Origin of the sequence: Bacillus sp. FSL W8-1127 (assembly GCF_038006725.1) — a bacterium.
Taxonomy (GTDB): Bacteria; Bacillota; Bacilli; order Bacillales; family DSM-4216; genus Bacillus_O; species Bacillus_O smithii.
This window is the reverse complement of sequence record NZ_JBBOVU010000001.1, coordinates 2,556,731-2,573,580: the sequence shown is the minus strand read 5'-3', so window position 1 is coordinate 2,573,580 and position 16,850 is coordinate 2,556,731. Positions and strand designations below refer to the sequence as shown.

Annotated in this window: 12 protein-coding genes and 1 other annotated feature; of the genes, 10 read left to right on the top strand and 2 right to left on the bottom strand. The window is 43.9% G+C overall.

Going from position 1 to position 16,850, the window contains the following annotated elements; all coding sequences use genetic code 11:
• The first annotated feature begins 775 nt into the window (after positions 1–775).
• Positions 776–1,267, top strand: a complete 492-nt coding sequence (locus tag NST12_RS12100) for a dUTP diphosphatase (RefSeq protein ID WP_003355595.1) — start codon at positions 776–778, stop codon at positions 1,265–1,267.
• Between the two features lie 74 nt (positions 1,268–1,341).
• Positions 1,342–2,427 carry a M42 family metallopeptidase gene (locus NST12_RS12095; RefSeq protein WP_003355594.1) on the top strand — a complete coding sequence of 362 codons (1,086 nt, stop codon included), beginning with the start codon at positions 1,342–1,344 and terminating at the stop codon, positions 2,425–2,427.
• A 261-nt stretch (positions 2,428–2,688) separates the two neighbouring features.
• Here the strand turns inward: NST12_RS12095 and sspI are convergent, their stop codons facing one another.
• The gene (gene sspI, locus NST12_RS12090; RefSeq protein ID WP_048623804.1) at positions 2,689–2,895 is read right to left on the bottom strand and encodes a small acid-soluble spore protein SspI; all 207 of its coding nucleotides are present in this window, start codon (positions 2,893–2,895) and stop codon (positions 2,689–2,691) included.
• A gap of 385 nt (positions 2,896–3,280) precedes the next feature.
• Here sspI and NST12_RS12085 point away from each other — a divergent pair, with 385 nt between their 5' ends.
• The 4 genes from NST12_RS12085 (at position 3,281) to pheT (ending at position 9,636) form a co-directional block, all read left to right on the top strand.
• The gene (locus NST12_RS12085) at positions 3,281–4,648 is read left to right on the top strand and encodes an ISLre2 family transposase (RefSeq protein ID WP_003355652.1); all 1,368 of its coding nucleotides are present in this window, start codon (positions 3,281–3,283) and stop codon (positions 4,646–4,648) included.
• 230 nt (positions 4,649–4,878) lie between these two features.
• Positions 4,879–5,649 carry a TrmH family RNA methyltransferase gene (locus tag NST12_RS12080; RefSeq protein WP_341101364.1) on the top strand — a complete coding sequence of 257 codons (771 nt, stop codon included), beginning with the start codon at positions 4,879–4,881 and terminating at the stop codon, positions 5,647–5,649.
• 138 nt (positions 5,650–5,787) lie between these two features.
• Positions 5,788–6,028, top strand: a binding site (T-box leader).
• Between the two features lie 53 nt (positions 6,029–6,081).
• Positions 6,082–7,122, top strand: a complete 1,041-nt coding sequence (gene pheS / locus NST12_RS12075; RefSeq protein WP_003355591.1) for a phenylalanine--tRNA ligase subunit alpha — start codon at positions 6,082–6,084, stop codon at positions 7,120–7,122.
• Positions 7,123–7,221: 99 nt separating this feature from the next.
• Positions 7,222–9,636, top strand: coding sequence for a phenylalanine--tRNA ligase subunit beta (gene pheT / locus NST12_RS12070; RefSeq protein ID WP_341030055.1), 2,415 nt, complete (start codon positions 7,222–7,224; stop codon positions 9,634–9,636).
• Positions 9,637–10,487: 851 nt separating this feature from the next.
• Here pheT and rnhC read toward each other — a convergent pair.
• Positions 10,488–11,411 carry a ribonuclease HIII gene (gene rnhC, locus NST12_RS12065; RefSeq protein WP_341030054.1) on the bottom strand — a complete coding sequence of 308 codons (924 nt, stop codon included), beginning with the start codon at positions 11,409–11,411 and terminating at the stop codon, positions 10,488–10,490.
• An 84-nt stretch (positions 11,412–11,495) separates the two neighbouring features.
• On the opposite strand from rnhC, the gene zapA reads away from it, so the two are divergent.
• From zapA to NST12_RS12045, 4 genes are all read left to right on the top strand, one after another.
• Positions 11,496–11,768, top strand: a complete 273-nt coding sequence (gene zapA, locus NST12_RS12060) for a cell division protein ZapA (protein WP_048623800.1) — start codon at positions 11,496–11,498, stop codon at positions 11,766–11,768.
• Entirely contained in the window at positions 11,761–12,312 is a 552-nt protein-coding gene (locus NST12_RS12055) for a CvpA family protein (RefSeq protein ID WP_341030053.1), read from the top strand. Before zapA ends, NST12_RS12055 begins: the two co-directional genes overlap by 8 nt.
• Positions 12,313–12,463: 151 nt before the next feature.
• The gene (gene polX / locus NST12_RS12050) at positions 12,464–14,179 is read left to right on the top strand and encodes a DNA polymerase/3'-5' exonuclease PolX (protein ID WP_341030052.1); all 1,716 of its coding nucleotides are present in this window, start codon (positions 12,464–12,466) and stop codon (positions 14,177–14,179) included.
• 112 nt (positions 14,180–14,291) lie between these two features.
• Positions 14,292–16,646, top strand: coding sequence for an endonuclease MutS2 (locus NST12_RS12045; RefSeq protein WP_341101361.1), 2,355 nt, complete (start codon positions 14,292–14,294; stop codon positions 16,644–16,646).
• Positions 16,647–16,850: the final 204 nt, after the last annotated feature.

The window sequence follows — 16,850 nt, the reverse complement described above, 5'->3', positions numbered from 1 at the left end:
GGGTGTAAGTCCCGAACCCCGAAGACAGAAGTAGAGGTTAGCCAAGAGCAAGGGTGTCCGTGGTGACGCGGAATCTGAAGGAAGCTGGAGGCAAAACACCGGTCCGAGGAACACGAACCTCATATAAGGCTAGGTATGATTGAGTGAGTTTGCATAACAAAACAAAGCTCTTTCTGTCGAAGGTCATATCGAGTAAATGAGGCGGATAGATGGTGTGAAAGTGCATGTACTTACCCGGGGAGGTCTGGCGGATATGTGAAGTACTCTTCATAACCTACTTAGTGATAAGTAGCTGAACCGTCAGAAGTCAGCAGAGGTCATAGTATTAGTTGGTCTAGAACAACTAAGAAGGACCGAACAATTAAGAGAGAATAGCCCTTGGTATTCAGTGAGTCATGATGAACACAGAAAACGTAGTACCTCACTTGAGGGAGGAAGCGGTGAATCCCGTGGGAGACCTCTTGGAGGGTGGAGTGACCACTGGCATAAAGAGAACAGCTATTCACGGAAGTTATAAAGACTTGCGTCAATTATCTTAATTGAACCGCCGTATACGGAACCGTACGTACGGTGGTGTGAGAGGACGGGAGTTAATCGCTCCCTCCTACTCGATTGTTATTGTTTTTACCGACAAAATGTCGAATGTTGCCCTTAATGAAGCCTTTTTCGTTTGTTCTATGGATAGAAGACAATCTTTCCGCTTGGAAACGAAAATGCTGCCAGACTCACTTCTTTGATATAATGGCGAAGAAGAGAAAAAGAAAGGGGTCAGACGATGAACCTGTCAAAATTATATGACATGCAAAGAGCTCTGGACGAATACATTGAACAAGAAAATCATGTCGCGAATGAAAACTTGCTCAGCCACAAACTGCTTGCCCTTTTAGTCGAATTGGGAGAGCTTGCAAATGAGACGAGATGTTTTAAATTTTGGAGCAAAAAAGGGCCGAGTGAAAAAGAGATCATTTTAGAAGAATATGTAGACGGGATTCATTTTCTGCTATCGATCGGCTTGGAGCTCAAGTTTGATTCTTTTACACAAATCAAGGATCCCACTTCTACTTCCAATGATTTAACGGACCAATTTCTGGCAGTTTACGAAGCTTTCCATCATCTGAAAAAGGAAAAAACATTGTCTTCTTATGAAAAAGCGTGGGAGGAATACGTTCTGTTGGCAAACATGTTAGGCTTTTCAACAGAAGATATAGAACGTGCATACATTGAGAAAAATGAAGTAAATTATAAAAGGCAGCGCGAAGGATATTAGGTAAAAGTTTTGTATTGTTTTCCATTTTTCTATATAATTTAAAGAATAAAGCTTATGAAAAAGGAGGGCGTCTCATGCCGAAATTGGATGAAACGTTAATTATGCTAAAAGAGCTGACTGACGCGAAAGGGATCCCGGGAAATGAACGGGAAGTACGCGAAGTCATGAGAAAATACATAGAGCCATTATCGGATGAAATTACCACTGATCATCTTGGAAGCTTAATTGCGAAAAAAGTGGGAAACGAGAAAGGCCCTAAAATTATGGTTGCGGGCCACTTAGATGAAGTCGGTTTTATGGTGACGCAAATTGACGAGAAAGGTTTTTTGCGCTTTCAAACAGTCGGTGGCTGGTGGTCCCAAGTCATGCTTGCCCAACGGGTGACGGTAGTGACAAATAAAGGCGACATTACCGGCATTATCGGGTCCAAACCGCCGCATATTTTATCGCCGGAAGCGAGGAAAAAACCGGTCGAAATCAAAGACATGTTTATTGATATTGGCGCCTCAAGCCGCGAAGAAGCAATGGAGTGGGGGGTTCGCCCCGGAGATATGGTGGTTCCTTATTTTGAATTCACCGTGATGAACAATGAAAAAATGCTTCTTGCCAAAGCTTGGGATAATCGCATCGGCCTTGCCATTGCCATAGGAGTGCTAAAATATTTAAAAGATAAAAAACATGAAAATATCGTGTATGGAGTAGGTACGGTACAAGAAGAAGTAGGTTTGCGCGGTGCGAAAACAGCCGCTCAAAAAATCCAGCCCGATATTGCTTTCGGTGTTGATGTCGGCATTGCCGGAGACACTCCGGGCGTTTCGGAAAAAGAAGCACAAAGCAAAATGGGAAAAGGACCGCAAATCATTTTATACGATGCTTCCATGGTCTCCCATAAAGGATTGCGCGATTTTGTCACCAATGTAGCAGATGAATTAAATATCCCTTATCAATTTGATGCCATTGCCGGCGGCGGCACCGATTCCGGATCGATTCATCTTACCGGACAAGGAGTACCGACGTTATCGGTTACGATCGCGACCCGTTATATTCATTCCCATGCCGCGCTTCTGCATCGAGATGATTATGAAAATGCTGTGAAGTTGATTGGAGAAGTGATTCTTCGTCTCGACCGCGAGGCTGTCAATAAAATCACATTTGATTAATCTTTTTATCAATTTGACAGAAAATGATCGTATAAGTGGCAAAACAGCCACCTTTCTGCTAGAAAGGTGGCTGCTTTCATCATGAAATAAGCGATGAAAGGATAAGACGATTCAGATTCAATTGGAAGCCAAGCATGAACACAAAAGAAGAATGTTTAAGTTCCAATGAAAATGAGCGAGTAATATAGTGAGATGGATCCCTGGGAATGATTGGCGATCATGAGCCATAAGGAAAATCCCGTAAAGTTTTTTTGCTTTGTTTTATTTTAGTCCCGCGGATAAAGTATCGAGCATCATCTGCTTTTCTTTTTCACTGGCGTTTTTCCAAATGACTTCAAATAGTACACCGAGTCCGGGGAGCATTTTTTCCTCTCCGCTTTGAATGGCATCCACGATGGTATCTTCCAACTGATCAGGCGTATTGCCGGAAACATTATGAAGGATGGCCTTTCGCAAATCCAAATTCATGCATTTCCTCTCCTTTCACATACTTTCATGTCTATTTTCCCCTTCATTGCTTAGGCTATGTAAGAAAAATAAATCATTCTGCCAAAAGCCCATTTGAAAGGTAAGTTCCTTTTCATTTGATTATAGGAAAAGAAGGGAGTCCTCTCTTTTCAAAGCGGTTGATTGGCAAAAATCATATCTAGCTGATCGTGGTGTGAGTAAAATGTTTGTGGGAGAAATTCTTAGAATTCCCCGATGAGGGGGTTGGGAACGTAGGTTCGCAATCCCCCTCATCGGGGCCACCAAGCAAAGCGCGGTAGGATCCCAAGCAGGAAACATGAAAAAAGGACTCTCTCCCTGGTAAGATGATCATTGTTCACACCATCAAACAGGAGGAGAGAGTCCCATGAATATTCAACAACATCTTACCACAAATTCGTTGACATGGAAAGAGATCGAACTTGATTTGTTTCGAGCCTTGCAAAACGCCTTCACCGAGCTGTTTACGGCTCTGTTGGAGGACATCGACCGACAATTGGCGGAAACCCGGGACAAGCGCCGGTACCACTTGAAAGACAAACGACGCACCACGATTCAAACCTTGTTTGGCGAAGTTACCTTTGAGCGAAACTACTATTTAGACCGAGAACAAAACCGTTACACGTTTTTGCTTGATTCCTTTTTAGCGTTTGATGGATCGCAGTCAATCAGCCCTTGTCTAGAAGAAACGGCGATGGGATTGGCTGTGGAGTGCTCTTCCTATCGCAAAGCGGCTCATACGCTTGCCCAGATGGTCGGGTATCCGGTGATGAGCCATGAGACGATCCGCCAGTTGGTGCTCGAGGCTGAAGTTCCGCTGCACTGCCCGGTTGACCAGCGATATGGACGGGTGCTGTTTGTGGAGGCCGATGGACTGTTTGTCTCTCTCCAAGGGAAGGGAAAACGGGCCAAGGAAGACAAAATCCTGACCGTTCACGAAGGATGGAAGCGCAACGGCTCACGGATCGAATTCGTGAATCAGCGCCATTACGTCCATGAAGGCAAGGGGGAGGTGTGGGAAGGCTTCGAGGAATTTTTGATGAACGAATATGCCTATGATCCGTGTCGGGATCTTCTTGTCATCAACGGGGACGGCGCTCCATGGATTACCGCGTGCCGGGAGTATTTCAAAGGACGGGTCTGCTTCCAATTGGATCGATTCCACGTGGCGCGTGAGTTGCGCCAATGCCTCTCGGGCCATCCACGGTGGCAGGCGATTCGGCAAAAGCTGGCGAAGCAGGATGAAGAGAAGCTGCTTGTGGAACTGAACAGCGCCCTCGGCACGCTGGGGGACGAAGCGAAAGAACAACAGCTGGCTGCCTTGATCCACCGGATCGAATCGATGCCGGGATGCATCCGTGATTACCGGGAATGGCTGAAGGAGCAAGGAGTGGACACAACGGGCATGTATCCGATGGGGAGGGCTGAAAGCGTGATGAGCCAGCTGGCGTATCGGGTGAAATACCGCCGCAGTTGGACAGACAAGGGACTCAGGGCGTTTTTCAAGGCAATGATTGCCCGGATGGATGGGATTCGTCTTTTCGGACATCGTTTAGGAGAAGAATCGTCGCATCCGGCGGAGGAAACGGCATCTACCAAACAGACGATCGTGAACAAGGCGAAACAACGCATCCGCCGTCTTCTTCCAGAGGTAACGCGGAATAACGTGCCATATTTACAGCAATCGTCCGGGACTCCGATCTATCATGCCCTGTCTGAATTCAAGGGATGGTAAAAAAAGGTATACATATTCGTCTGTCATGGCAAGGGATGAGAGTCCGAAAGCGCTTACGGATGAAATTCAAAAAAATGGTTCGCTAACCTATGACTTACATCTATTTTCAGCGAACCAAAAAAATTCCCACAAAGTCTTGACTGACTCCTGATCGTGGATCAATGCGCGGCGTCGCGGACATTATGCTATAATGATGTAATTGAATTCTATGGTCGAAAGGTGAGAAAAAAGTGAAAGTGATCCAATCCGTTAAAAATCCACAAGTCAAGCAGTGGAGGAAGCTGGCGACGAGAAAAGAACGAGATAAAACCGGGCGATATATGATGGAAGGATTCCATTTAGTTGAAGAGGCACTTTCCTATAAAAATGAGATAGAAGAAATCATTATGGAGGAAAACATTGTTTTGCCTGCAAAATGGAATATGGACGGTATTCCGATCACGATTGTGACAGCAGAAGTGGCGAAATCTCTGGCTGAGACGGAAACGACGCAAGGGATTTTTGCCGTTTGCAAAAAACGGGATTCAAAAAACGCTCTTGAACAAGGTACGACCTTTTTGCTGATTGACCGTGTTCAAGATCCCGGAAATATCGGGACGATGATACGGACAGCGGACGCAGCGGGAATCGATGCGGTCGTACTAGGAAAAGGAAGCGCCGATCCCTATAATCCGAAGGTATTAAGAGCTGCCCAAGGAAGCCATTTTCATGTCGACATCGTACAGTCACCTTTAGAAGAAGCGATCAGCTTGATTCAAAAAAAGGGTGTATCTGTTTATGGGACGGCTTTGCAAAATGCAGAAAATTATCGGGATATCCAGCCTTCTAAAGGATTTGCTGTATTGGTCGGCAACGAAGGCAGCGGCGTTTCGCAAGAGTTATTATCATTAACCGATCACAATGTATATGTACCGATTTACGGGAAAAGTGAATCGCTAAACGTAGCAGTTGCAGCCGGCATTTTGCTGTATCACTTTCAGGATTCGACAAAAGGGGTTTGAAATTGCCAATGAAATTGCTATAATGATACCTATAATACGAACTTAGCTTAAATGGGCGGAGAGAAAATAACGCTTTTTTGAGAGACGAATCCTTTTAAAGGACTTCATTCAGAAGAAACCAATCAAATTTAAATAGGGTTAAAGACAATGACAGAGAAAAGTAGTTTGCTTCCTTCCATTCAGGGAGAAAATGCCGTGACTGAAAGCATTTTTATGTGAAGAGCAAACGAAGTTCACCTCTCGAGTCGGCGTTTGGACCATTTCCGAGGAAATGTAAAGACGCCCCGGTTCAATAGCCGTTATTTGTATGAAGAGAGTATGCCGCGAACGGTTCGGCATGCTAAAAAGGGTGGTACCGCGATCCAACCTCGTCCCTTTCCTTTGGGGCGAGGTTTTCGTTTGGAAAAATAATGTAAAAGGAGGAGCATGACAGTGGAGCAGAAGTTAAAAGAATTGGCTCAAGAAGCGTTGTCAAAAGTGGCAAGTGCTCAAGACTTAAAAGAATTAAATGACATTCGTGTCAGCTATTTAGGTAAAAAAGGCCCCATTACAGAGGTTTTGCGTGGAATGGGGAAGCTGTCTGCAGAAGAACGTCCAAAAATCGGGGCTTTGGCCAACCAAGTGAGGGCTGAAATTGCCGAGCAAATCGAGAAAAAGCAAAAACAGCTGGAAGAAGCGGCCATAGAAAAGCAATTAAAAGAAGAAGCGATCGATGTTACATTGCCGGGACGTCCTGTCAAAAACGGCAATGCCCATCCATTGACCAAAATAATAGAAGAAATAGAAGATTTGTTTATCAGCATGGGGTATCAAGTAGCGGAAGGACAAGAAGTGGAAACAGACTACTATAACTTTGAAGCGCTTAATTTGCCGAAGGATCACCCAGCCCGCGATATGCAGGATTCGTTTTATATAACGGAGGAAATTTTGCTTCGCACGCATACTTCCCCTATTCAAGCACGGACAATGGAAAAACACAAAGGAAAAGGCCCGGTTAAAATTATTTGTCCAGGAAAAGTTTACCGCCGCGATAACGACGATGCGACTCATTCTCATCAATTTACTCAAATTGAAGGTCTTGTGGTCGATGAAAACATACGCATGAGTGATTTAAAAGGAACGCTTGAAGTGTTTGCTAAACGGTTTTTCGGCGAGGATCGGGAAATTCGTTTGCGTCCGAGCTTTTTCCCGTTTACCGAACCTTCGGTGGAAATGGATATTTCCTGTAAAATTTGCCATGGCAAAGGATGCAGCGTATGTAAAGGCACTGGATGGATTGAAATATTAGGAGCCGGTATGGTTCACCCGAATGTGTTGGAAATGGCCGGTTTCGATTCGAAAAAATATACGGGCTTTGCTTTCGGAATGGGTCCGGAAAGAATTGCTATGCTTAAATACGGAATAGATGATATTCGTCATTTCTATACGAACGATATTCGCTTTTTAAAACAATTTTCCATCCACGAATCTTAACGCAAGGTGCTGTTGCTTTAAAAGCACTTGTACATAAACGGATAACGATTGCCTGTAAAAAGGCAACATGGTTCATTGAGAAAAGGAGGTATTCTGAATATGTTGGTTTCACTGAAATGGCTTCAAGATTACGTGGATCTTTCGGGAATTTCCGCGAAGGATCTGGCGGAAAAAATAACCCGATCCGGCATTGAGGTAGAAAGCGTGGAAATACCGGGAGAACATATTAAAAATGTAGTGATCGGCCATGTATTAAAATGCGAAAAACACCCGGCTGCCGACAAATTGAACAAATGTTTGGTAGATATCGGTGAAGGAGAACCGGTTCAAATTATTTGCGGTGCACCGAATGTAGCTGCAGGCCAAAAAGTGGCAGTAGCCAAACCAGGTGCTCGCCTTCCGGGAGGCATAAAAATTAAAAAGGCCAAACTGCGCGGCGAAGAATCGAACGGCATGATTTGTTCTCTACAAGAACTCGGTATTGAAGGAAAATTGGTGCCAAAAGAATTTGCCGAAGGGATCTTTGTGTTTCCGGATGATGCTGAAGTGGGGGCGGATGCGATCACAGCGTTGAACTTGGACGATTGTATCATCGAACTAGGATTAACGCCGAACCGCTCCGACTGCTTAAGCATGCTCGGTGTCGCTTACGAAGTGGCGGCCATTTTGGATCGTGATGTGAAACTGCCTCATCCCGTTTACCATGAAAGTACAGAAAAAGCCAGTGATTACATAAAAGTGACAGTGGAAGCAAAAGAAGATAATCCGTTCTATGTCGCCAAAGTGGTTAAAAACGTAAAAATAGGCCCTTCTCCATTATGGATGCAGGCACGGCTTATGGCAGCTGGTATTCGTCCACACAACAATGTGGTAGATATTACGAACTATATCATGCTGGAATACGGACAGCCTCTCCATGCGTTTGACTACGATCGCCTTGGTTCTAAAGAAATTCTGGTAAGACGCGCTTATGATGGAGAAGAAATCGTGACATTAGATGATGTAAAACGTACTTTGACGCCGGAACATCTCGTGATCACGAACGGTTCCAAACCCGTAGCATTGGCTGGAGTGATGGGGGGAGCCAATTCCGAAGTTCAGCAGGATACGACAACCGTCTTAATCGAATCTGCTTACTTCAACGGAACAACTATTCGAAAGGCATCTAAGGATCACAGCTTGCGCAGTGAAGCGAGCGCCCGCTACGAAAAAGGTGTCGATCCAAACAGGGTCAAAGCTGCGGCGGAAAGAGCTGTTGAACTTCTGGAAAAATATGCTGGTGCGGAAGTGCTGCGAGAAACGGTTGTCGCCGGAGATTTAGAGGCAGAACCGAAAAAAATAACGATATCGCTTTCCAAAATCAACCGCGTTTTGGGCACCAATCTTTCGAGTCAAGATGTTGTCGATATTTTCCGGAGACTCCGTTTCACTGTCGAAACTAGCGACGACTTGTTCACTGTCACCGTTCCGACTCGAAGAGGGGACATTACGATTGAAGAAGATTTGATCGAAGAAGTAGCTCGTTTATATGGATATGACGAATTGCCAAAAACGTTGCCGGTAGGAGCTGCCTCTCCGGGAGGTTTAACCCCTTATCAACAGAAGCGTCGCGTCGTGCGCAAGTTTCTGGAAGGAGCGGGGCTGTATCAGGCCATCACTTATTCTTTGACCAGTCGGGATATGGTTCATCAATTTGTACTGGATAAAACGGAACCGGTCGAAATCGCCATGCCTATGAGCGAGGAAAGAAGTCTTCTTCGCCAAAGCTTGGTTCCTCATTTGTTGGAAGCAGTATCCTATAATGTCGCTCGCCAAAATGATTCAATCGGGTTATATGAGATCGGGTCGGTTTTTCTGAAACAAATCGGCCAAGAACTGCCGCAGGAAGATGAACATATTGCCGGAGCCATTACCGGTGTGTGGGAAGCGAACGAGTGGCAAGGAGAACAAAAACTGGCAGACTTTTTTGTTTTAAAAGGAATATTAGAAGGGCTGTTCGCAAAACTTGGCCTTGGCGATGCCGTTGAATGGAAAAAAGCAGAACTCCCTGATATGCATCCGGGACGGACTGCTGAAATCTTTTTAAATGGCAAAAGACTAGGTTTTATTGGTCAAGTGCATCCTCAAAAGCAAAAACAATTAGACTTAAAAGAAACCTATGTTTTTGAATTAAAAGCGAGCATCTTGTTAAATGAACAAGCGCTGGAACTGCAATACGATCCGATCCCTCGCTTCCCTTCGATTACACGCGATATTGCCTTAGTGGTGGACAAAGACACGGAAGCTGGAAAATTGCAACAAATCATTTGGCAAGCAGGTGGAAAACTGCTGAAGGAAGTCCGCATTTTTGACTTATATGAAGGGGAACATTTACAACCAGGCAAGAAGTCGATTGCTTTTTCTCTTAAATACTATGATCCGGATAAAACGTTAACAGATGAAGAAGTCATGAATGTCCATGAAAAGGTGCTTGCTGCCGTAAAAGAAAAAACAGGAGCAGAATTAAGAAGTTAAAAGGATCATTACATGAAAACAGACTCAACATCACCGTTTCTTTGGATGTTGAGTCTGCTTTTATGTGCGCCCGGCATGTACATGAACTATAGGGTGTAAGTCCCGAACCCCGAAGACAGAAGTAGAGGTTAGCCAAGAGCAAGGGTGTCCGTGGTGACGCGGAATCTGAAGGAAGCTGGAGGCAAAACACCGGTCCGAGGAACACGAACCTCATATAAGGCTAGGTATGATTGAGTGAGTTTGCATAACAAAACAAAGCTCTTTCTGTCGAAGGTCATATCGAGTAAATGAGGCGGATAGATGGTGTGAAAGTGCATGTACTTACCCGGGGAGGTCTGGCGGATATGTGAAGTACTCTTCATAACCTACTTAGTGATAAGTAGCTGAACCGTCAGAAGTCAGCAGAGGTCATAGTATTAGTTGGTCTAGAACAACTAAGAAGGACCGAACAATTAAGAGAGAATAGCCCTTGGTATTCAGTGAGTCATGATGAACACAGAAAACGTAGTACCTCACTTGAGGGAGGAAGCGGTGAATCCCGTGGGAGACCTCTTGGAGGGTGGAGTGACCACTGGCATAAAGAGAACAGCTATTCACGGAAGTTATAAAGACTTGCGTCAATTATCTTAATTGAACCGCCGTATACGGAACCGTACTTACGGTGGTGTGAGAGGACGGGAGTTAATCGCTCCCTCCTACTCGATTAAGGAAGGATTTTCTCTTGTTAGCGTAAAATCATGCATTGAAAGCGGAGGAGTTAAGATTTCACCGCCGAGAAAAACAACAGCCTGAAAAATAAAAAAGCGAACTTCTATTAGCGGATATTCTCTTATCGATGACAGAAGTTTCGCTTATTTTATCAACCGCAAAGCCTTTTCCGTATTTGCAAAATGCCTTTTGGCAAAATAATTTAAGCTTTCTTCGCCTTTTTCGGCGATGAGTCGAGCGGCTGCTTCATCGACGATGGAACCGGCGCCTTTTGGAAGGGTGAAGCCAGCTTCCTTTGATAATTTTTCTATTTCTCTTAAAAATGCAAAGCGGGCGAGAATGGAAGCGGCAGCCACAGCAATATGGACGTTTTCACCTTTCGTTTGAAAATAGACGTTTTCCTTGCAAATTTCTTTTTCTTTTTCTAAATATCGGAAGTAAAGAGGCTCTTCCGCAAATTGATCGACCAGTATGGCGTCTGGTTTTTCAGGAGAAATTTTGTGCAATACATTTAAAAGGGCGCGATTGTGAAGAAGAGCTTTCATTTTGCCTTGGGACATTCCGTTTTTCTGAAGCTCATTATATTTTTCGTTATGCAACACCAATAAACTGTATGGAATGGTGTGGACCAATTGTTTTGCGATATCGATAATACGCTGATCGCTGAGCTGTTTCGAATCTTGCACACCTAAATGTTTAAGATCAAGGATCTTATCTTTTCGGACAAAGGCCGCAACAACAGTGATCGGGCCAAAATAGTCCCCTGTACCGACTTCATCACTGCCGATAACGGAAAGCGATGAAAAACCGGAAGGCAAGACAGAACTTTTGCTCATGGATGATTTTTTTTCAGATGGAAGGGAGTCTTGTTCCCACTTTTTGGATTCTTGCTCGGCGCTGTTTCCTTGAAAAAGGACTTTTCCGCTTTTGTAAGCGGTGATTGTGCATCCATTTCGTTTAGCGCAAAAAACAGCACCTGTCGGCAGTTTTGCGGTTAAATCGTCTGCATAGTGTGTTTTCATGGACGAAAGAACAGAATGAGATACTTTCAGTACTATATTCGACAACATAATTCTCCTTTTTCTTTTCAAATGATGAATGTTGATGTTAATATAAAGGTTAGGATTCTTTTAGAATGGAGGCATTCTACATTGTCTGAAAGGAAAAAAAACCGAATTACCGTTGACATATATGGACAGCAGTACGTCATTGTTGGCGAGGAATCAGCCAGTCATATTCGGCATGTCGCAGAGCTGGTCGATGAAAAAATGCGCGAAATCAACTCCAAGAATCCTTCCCTTGACACTAGTAAATTAGCGGTTTTAACAGCCGTTAATGCCATACATGATTATGTAAAACTCCAAGAAGAATATCTCCGTTTGAAAGAAGAATTCAATAAGTTAAAGGGTGATGACAATGCTTGATTTGCTTCTGGCTTTTTTTCTCATCAGCGGTATTGTGATCGGCTTAAAACGCGGGTTGATTAGCCAGCTTTTCCATATGACCAGTTCGATTCTCGCTCTAATCGCGGCTTATGCTGCGCATGATGCTGTCGCAGCAAGGCTTTCCGGATTATTTCCTGCTCCTTCATTGGATGGAAACGGCAGCAGCGGCCTTCTCTTTTTTGCCCATGCTGTCAACGTGGATAAATTATTTTATGGAGCCATTGCCTTTGTGATTATTTTTGTTGCTGTCAAAATCGCTCTTTCCTTTTTAGCTTCCATGCTCAGCATTGTGGCCAATCTGCCCGTTATTCGTCAGTTCAACATGATCGGCGGGGGAATCCTCGGTTTTTTAGAAATATATGTTGTTTTGCTTGTGCTCATCGTTCTAGGCACATTCCTCCCGGTTGACAGTATTCAAGCTCAGCTGCAGCAATCTGTCATTGCCGGAGCGATGATCAACCATACGCCGATTGTTTCGGACTATGTGAAACAGCTGATTGCATTCAACCCAACAACGTTGTAAAAACTTCTCTGAATAGGAGAAGTTTTTCATTTCCTGTGTTTCTGATAGTATATAGGAAGAATACCAAGTTTTCAATAGACATAATGGCATGATATGTACAGCCGATAGATGAAATATTTATCGATTTTTTCCAAATTGCGGGTGAGAATGGATGATCAACAATAAAAAAAGCGTTGTTCGGCTTCTGGAAAATATTGCGATCTATATGGAGCTGAAAGGGGAAAATTCCTTTAAAGTGTCCGCTTTTCGAAAGGCCGCGGCCGCCCTTGAAAAAGATGAACGCGGTTTAAATGAGATAAAAGACTTTACATCAATCCCCGGCATTGGAAAGGCTACTTCCAGTGTCATCGAGGAATTTATAGAAACGGGAACCTCCTCTGTTTTGGAACAATTGCAGCAGGAAGTGCCGAAAGGTTTAATTCCTCTTTTGCAGATTCCGGGTCTTGGAGGCAAAAAAATTTCCAAACTTTATCAAGAGCTTGGGATTACGAATGCGGAGGAACTAAAGACCGCTTGTGAAAAAGGGGAGGTGCAAAATCTTCCTGGATTCGGGAAAAAAACGGAAGAAAAAATTTTAGCGGCCATAAAGCAAGTTGGCGATCGACCGGAACGACTACCCATCTGGCATATGCTTGAACTGTGCGAACAAATCGAGAAGAACCTTGCAAACATCGATGGAATCCTACAATTTTCCCGTGCCGGAAGCATTCGCAGGTTACGGGAAATGGTGAAAGATTTGGATTTTATCATCGCTGCGGCTGATCCACAAAAGGTTGCGGATGCACTGATCCATCTTCCGGGAATCAAAGAAGTAACAGCAGCCGGAAAAACGAAAGTGTCGGTTGTGCTTGAGGATTCATATGGTGTTTCGGTTGATTTCCGAATTGTGGAACCGGAACAATTTGCCACGGCGCTTCATCACTTTACAGGTTCAAAAGATCACAACGTTCGGATGAGACAGCTTGCCAAACAACGAGGAGAACGAATTAGCGAATATGGCATCGAAAACAAGGAAACAGGAGAAACTGTGACCTTTTCTACAGAAGAGGACTTCTACCGCCATTTTGGCTTGCCTTGGATTCCTCCTGAAATTCGAGAGGACGGAACCGAAGTCGACCATTATCGTGAAAGCTTGGATCTAGTGAGAATGGAAGATTTGAAAGGCGATATGCATATGCACACTACGTGGTCGGACGGGGCTTATTCCTTGGAGGATATGGTGGAAGCGTGCAGAAAGAAAGGGTATCAATATATGGCCATTACCGACCATTCCCAATATTTAAAAGTGGCAAACGGTTTAACGCCTGATCGGCTCAAGAGACAAATAGAAGAAATCAAAAAATTAAACGAAAAATATACGGATATTGAAGTTTTTTCCGGTATTGAAATGGATATTTTACCGGATGGAACGCTAGATTTCGACGATGAATTATTATCGCAGCTGGATTTCGTCATTGCATCCATTCATTCGCATTTTTCCCAATCCCGTTCTACTATTATGAAAAGGCTGCGGACGGCTTTGGAAAATCCGTATGTCCGATTAATTGCTCATCCGACTGGCCGACTGATTGGCAGAAGACAAGGATATGATGTCGACATCGATTTATTGATTGAATGGGCGAAAGAAACGAATACGGCTTTAGAATTGAATGCCAATCCGCACCGTTTGGATTTATCTGCGGATCATTTGCGAAAAGCTCAAGAAGCAGGTGTGAAATTTTTTATCAACACGGATGCCCATGCCGTTGACCAATTGCGGTTTATGGAAATCGGAGTGAAAGCGGCAAGAAAGGGCTGGATCAAACGGGAAAATATATTGAATACATTGGATGCAAAACAGATGAAACGCTTTTTACAGATCCCTTAATATTGTCATTTGGATGGTTCATTTTGGAGAATACTTATGGTATGAGATCCATCAACCTTTTTCAGCATAGCCTTATACAAATCGAATGATGCTTGATGGGAGAGATTGCTCATTGAATAAGAAAGTATTGGCAACGTTAGAATTTGATAAAATTAAGCAACAATTGGAACAGCACGCCTCTTCTTCATTGGGAATTGAAAAAATCGACGCTCTCTTTCCTTCTGCTGATTTTTCTGAAGTGGTTCACTGGCAGGAGGAAACGGATGAAGCGGCAACCGTTTTACGAGTAGCAGGACATGCTCCTCTAGATGGGCTGCATAATATCCGTCCACACGTGCAAAGAGCCAAAATCGGGGGATTGCTCAATGGCGAAGAGTTGATTCAAATTGCTGGAACGATATACTCAGGACGAATGATGAAAAAGTTTATCGCCGAACTGGTTGAAAACGGGGAAAAGTTACCTATTTTGTCAGAACAAACAGAACAGATTCCTGTGTTGACGGAGTTGGAGCATGACATTAAACGCGCTGTTGATGAAAACGGAGAGATTTTGGATTCTGCCAGTTCGACATTAAGAGAGGTCCGCAGTCAAATCAGGATTCATGAAGGAAGAATTCGCGAACGTCTGGAAAGCATGATTCGATCCAAAAATGCGCAGAAAATGCTTTCGGATGCCATCGTTACGATTCGGAATGATCGCTACGTCATTCCGGTGAAACAAGAATACCGTCACCACTATGGCGGGATTGTCCATGATCAGTCATCTTCAGGACAAACTCTCTTTATTGAACCTGAATCGATTGTTCAATTAAATAATCAATTAAAGCAATTGAAGCTGAAAGAACAGGAAGAAATTGAAAAAATTTTAAGAGAGTTGTCGGCGAAAGTGCAGGAAAATGCCGATGAACTGCTGGTCATTGTTCAAGTGATGGGTGATTTGGATTTTATTTTTGCCAAAGCGAAATTGGCCAAGAGCATGAAAGCTTCTAAACCGTTGATGAATCGAGAAGGATATATAAGGATTCATCAAGCGCGTCATCCCTTGCTGCCGATAGAGGAAGCCGTACCCAACGATATTGAACTGGGGAAAGATTATACAGCGATCGTCATTACCGGACCGAATACCGGAGGAAAAACCGTTACGCTGAAAACCATCGGTCTTTTAACGTTAATGGCACAATCTGGTCTGCAAATACCGGCTCAGGAAGGTTCGGAAATGGCCGTTTTTCATTCCGTATTTGCCGATATCGGGGATGAACAATCCATTGAACAGAGCTTAAGTACGTTTTCTTCCCATATGGTGAATATTGTAGATATTTTAAAGGAAGTGACGGGGGAGAGCTTGGTTCTGTTTGATGAACTCGGGGCAGGAACTGATCCGCAGGAAGGAGCGGCTCTGGCCATTTCGATCCTGGATGAAGTGCTTGAAGTAGGGGCCAGAGTAGTGGCAACCACCCACTATCCTGAATTGAAAGCCTATGGATACAACCGAGATGGAGTAATCAATGCCAGTGTTGAGTTTAATGTGGAAACATTAAGCCCAACTTATCGTTTGCTCATCGGCGTTCCCGGACGCAGCAACGCTTTTGAAATTTCCGAGCGTTTAGGATTAAATCACAAGATCATTGAACGGGCAAGACAATATACGGGTGCCGATACTAACGAAGTAGAAAATATGATTGCTTCTTTAGAGAGAAGCAGAAAATTGGCCGAAAAAGAAGAACAAGAGGCAAGAGATTATTTAAAATCGGCTGAAAAACTTTTAAAAGATTTGCAAAACCAGATGCAAGAGTTTTATGAGAAAAAAGAAGAAATGTACAGCCGCGCTGAAAGAGAAGCTTCAAGGATTGTCGAAAAGGCGAAAGAAGAAGCGGAAGAAATCATTCGCCATTTAAGAAAACTGCGCCTGGAAAAGAATGCAGAAGTAAAAGAGCATGAATTGATCGAAGCGAGAAAGCGGTTATCTGATGCCGTGCCGGAGATAGAGAAAAAAACACCGCAACCAAAAGCGAAAAAGACTCGTTCCTTCATGCCGGGAGACGAAGTAAAAGTGTTGTCCTTCGGTCAAAAAGGAACGATACTCGAAAAAGTCGACGGGAACGAATGGCTCGTTCAAGTCGGCATTTTAAAAATGAATGTCAATGAATCGGATCTTGAATACATTCCTTCGCAAAAAAAGGTCGATCCGAAACCGTTGGCTACCGTAAAGGGAAAAGATTATCATGTGGGCTTAGAACTGGATTTGCGCGGGGAACGCTATGAAGATGCTTTGATAAAAGTAGAAAAATACATTGACGATGCCGTATTGGCCGGATATCCGCGTGTTTCCATTATTCACGGGAAAGGAACAGGGGCTTTAAGAAAAGGAGTACAAGAGCTGTTGAAGCGTCATCGATCAGTGAAAAGCATCCGTCTCGGAGAAGCGGGGGAAGGCGGCAGCGGCGTCACAGTGGTTGAACTGAAGTAAAATCCATATTGGCAAGTCTTCGCCTTTTTCCTTCTCTTTAAACAAGCTCCACAACGTATTGGGGAGATGAAACAATGGAAAAATTGGCCAAAGTGCTGCTTGTTTGCTGCGGAGCATTTTTTATTCTTGGAATCATATATTTAGTCTTTTTTGCTTAAAAAGGTCGAACCTCTTTCGATTTTGGAGGGAGGTTCGATCTTTTTT

Coding starts and splice junctions, on each gene's coding strand:
- NST12_RS12095 (WP_003355594.1), top strand. CDS start 1,342: ATGCCGAAATTGGATGAAACGTTAATTATGCTAAAAGAGCTGACTGAC.
- pheT (WP_341030055.1), top strand. CDS start 7,222: ATGTTGGTTTCACTGAAATGGCTTCAAGATTACGTGGATCTTTCGGGA.
- sspI (WP_048623804.1), bottom strand. CDS start 2,895: ATGAATTTGGATTTGCGAAAGGCCATCCTTCATAATGTTTCCGGCAAT.
- NST12_RS12100 (WP_003355595.1), top strand. CDS start 776: ATGAACCTGTCAAAATTATATGACATGCAAAGAGCTCTGGACGAATAC.
- NST12_RS12055 (WP_341030053.1), top strand. CDS start 11,761: ATGCTTGATTTGCTTCTGGCTTTTTTTCTCATCAGCGGTATTGTGATC.
- NST12_RS12085 (WP_003355652.1), top strand. CDS start 3,281: ATGAATATTCAACAACATCTTACCACAAATTCGTTGACATGGAAAGAG.
- polX (WP_341030052.1), top strand. CDS start 12,464: ATGATCAACAATAAAAAAAGCGTTGTTCGGCTTCTGGAAAATATTGCG.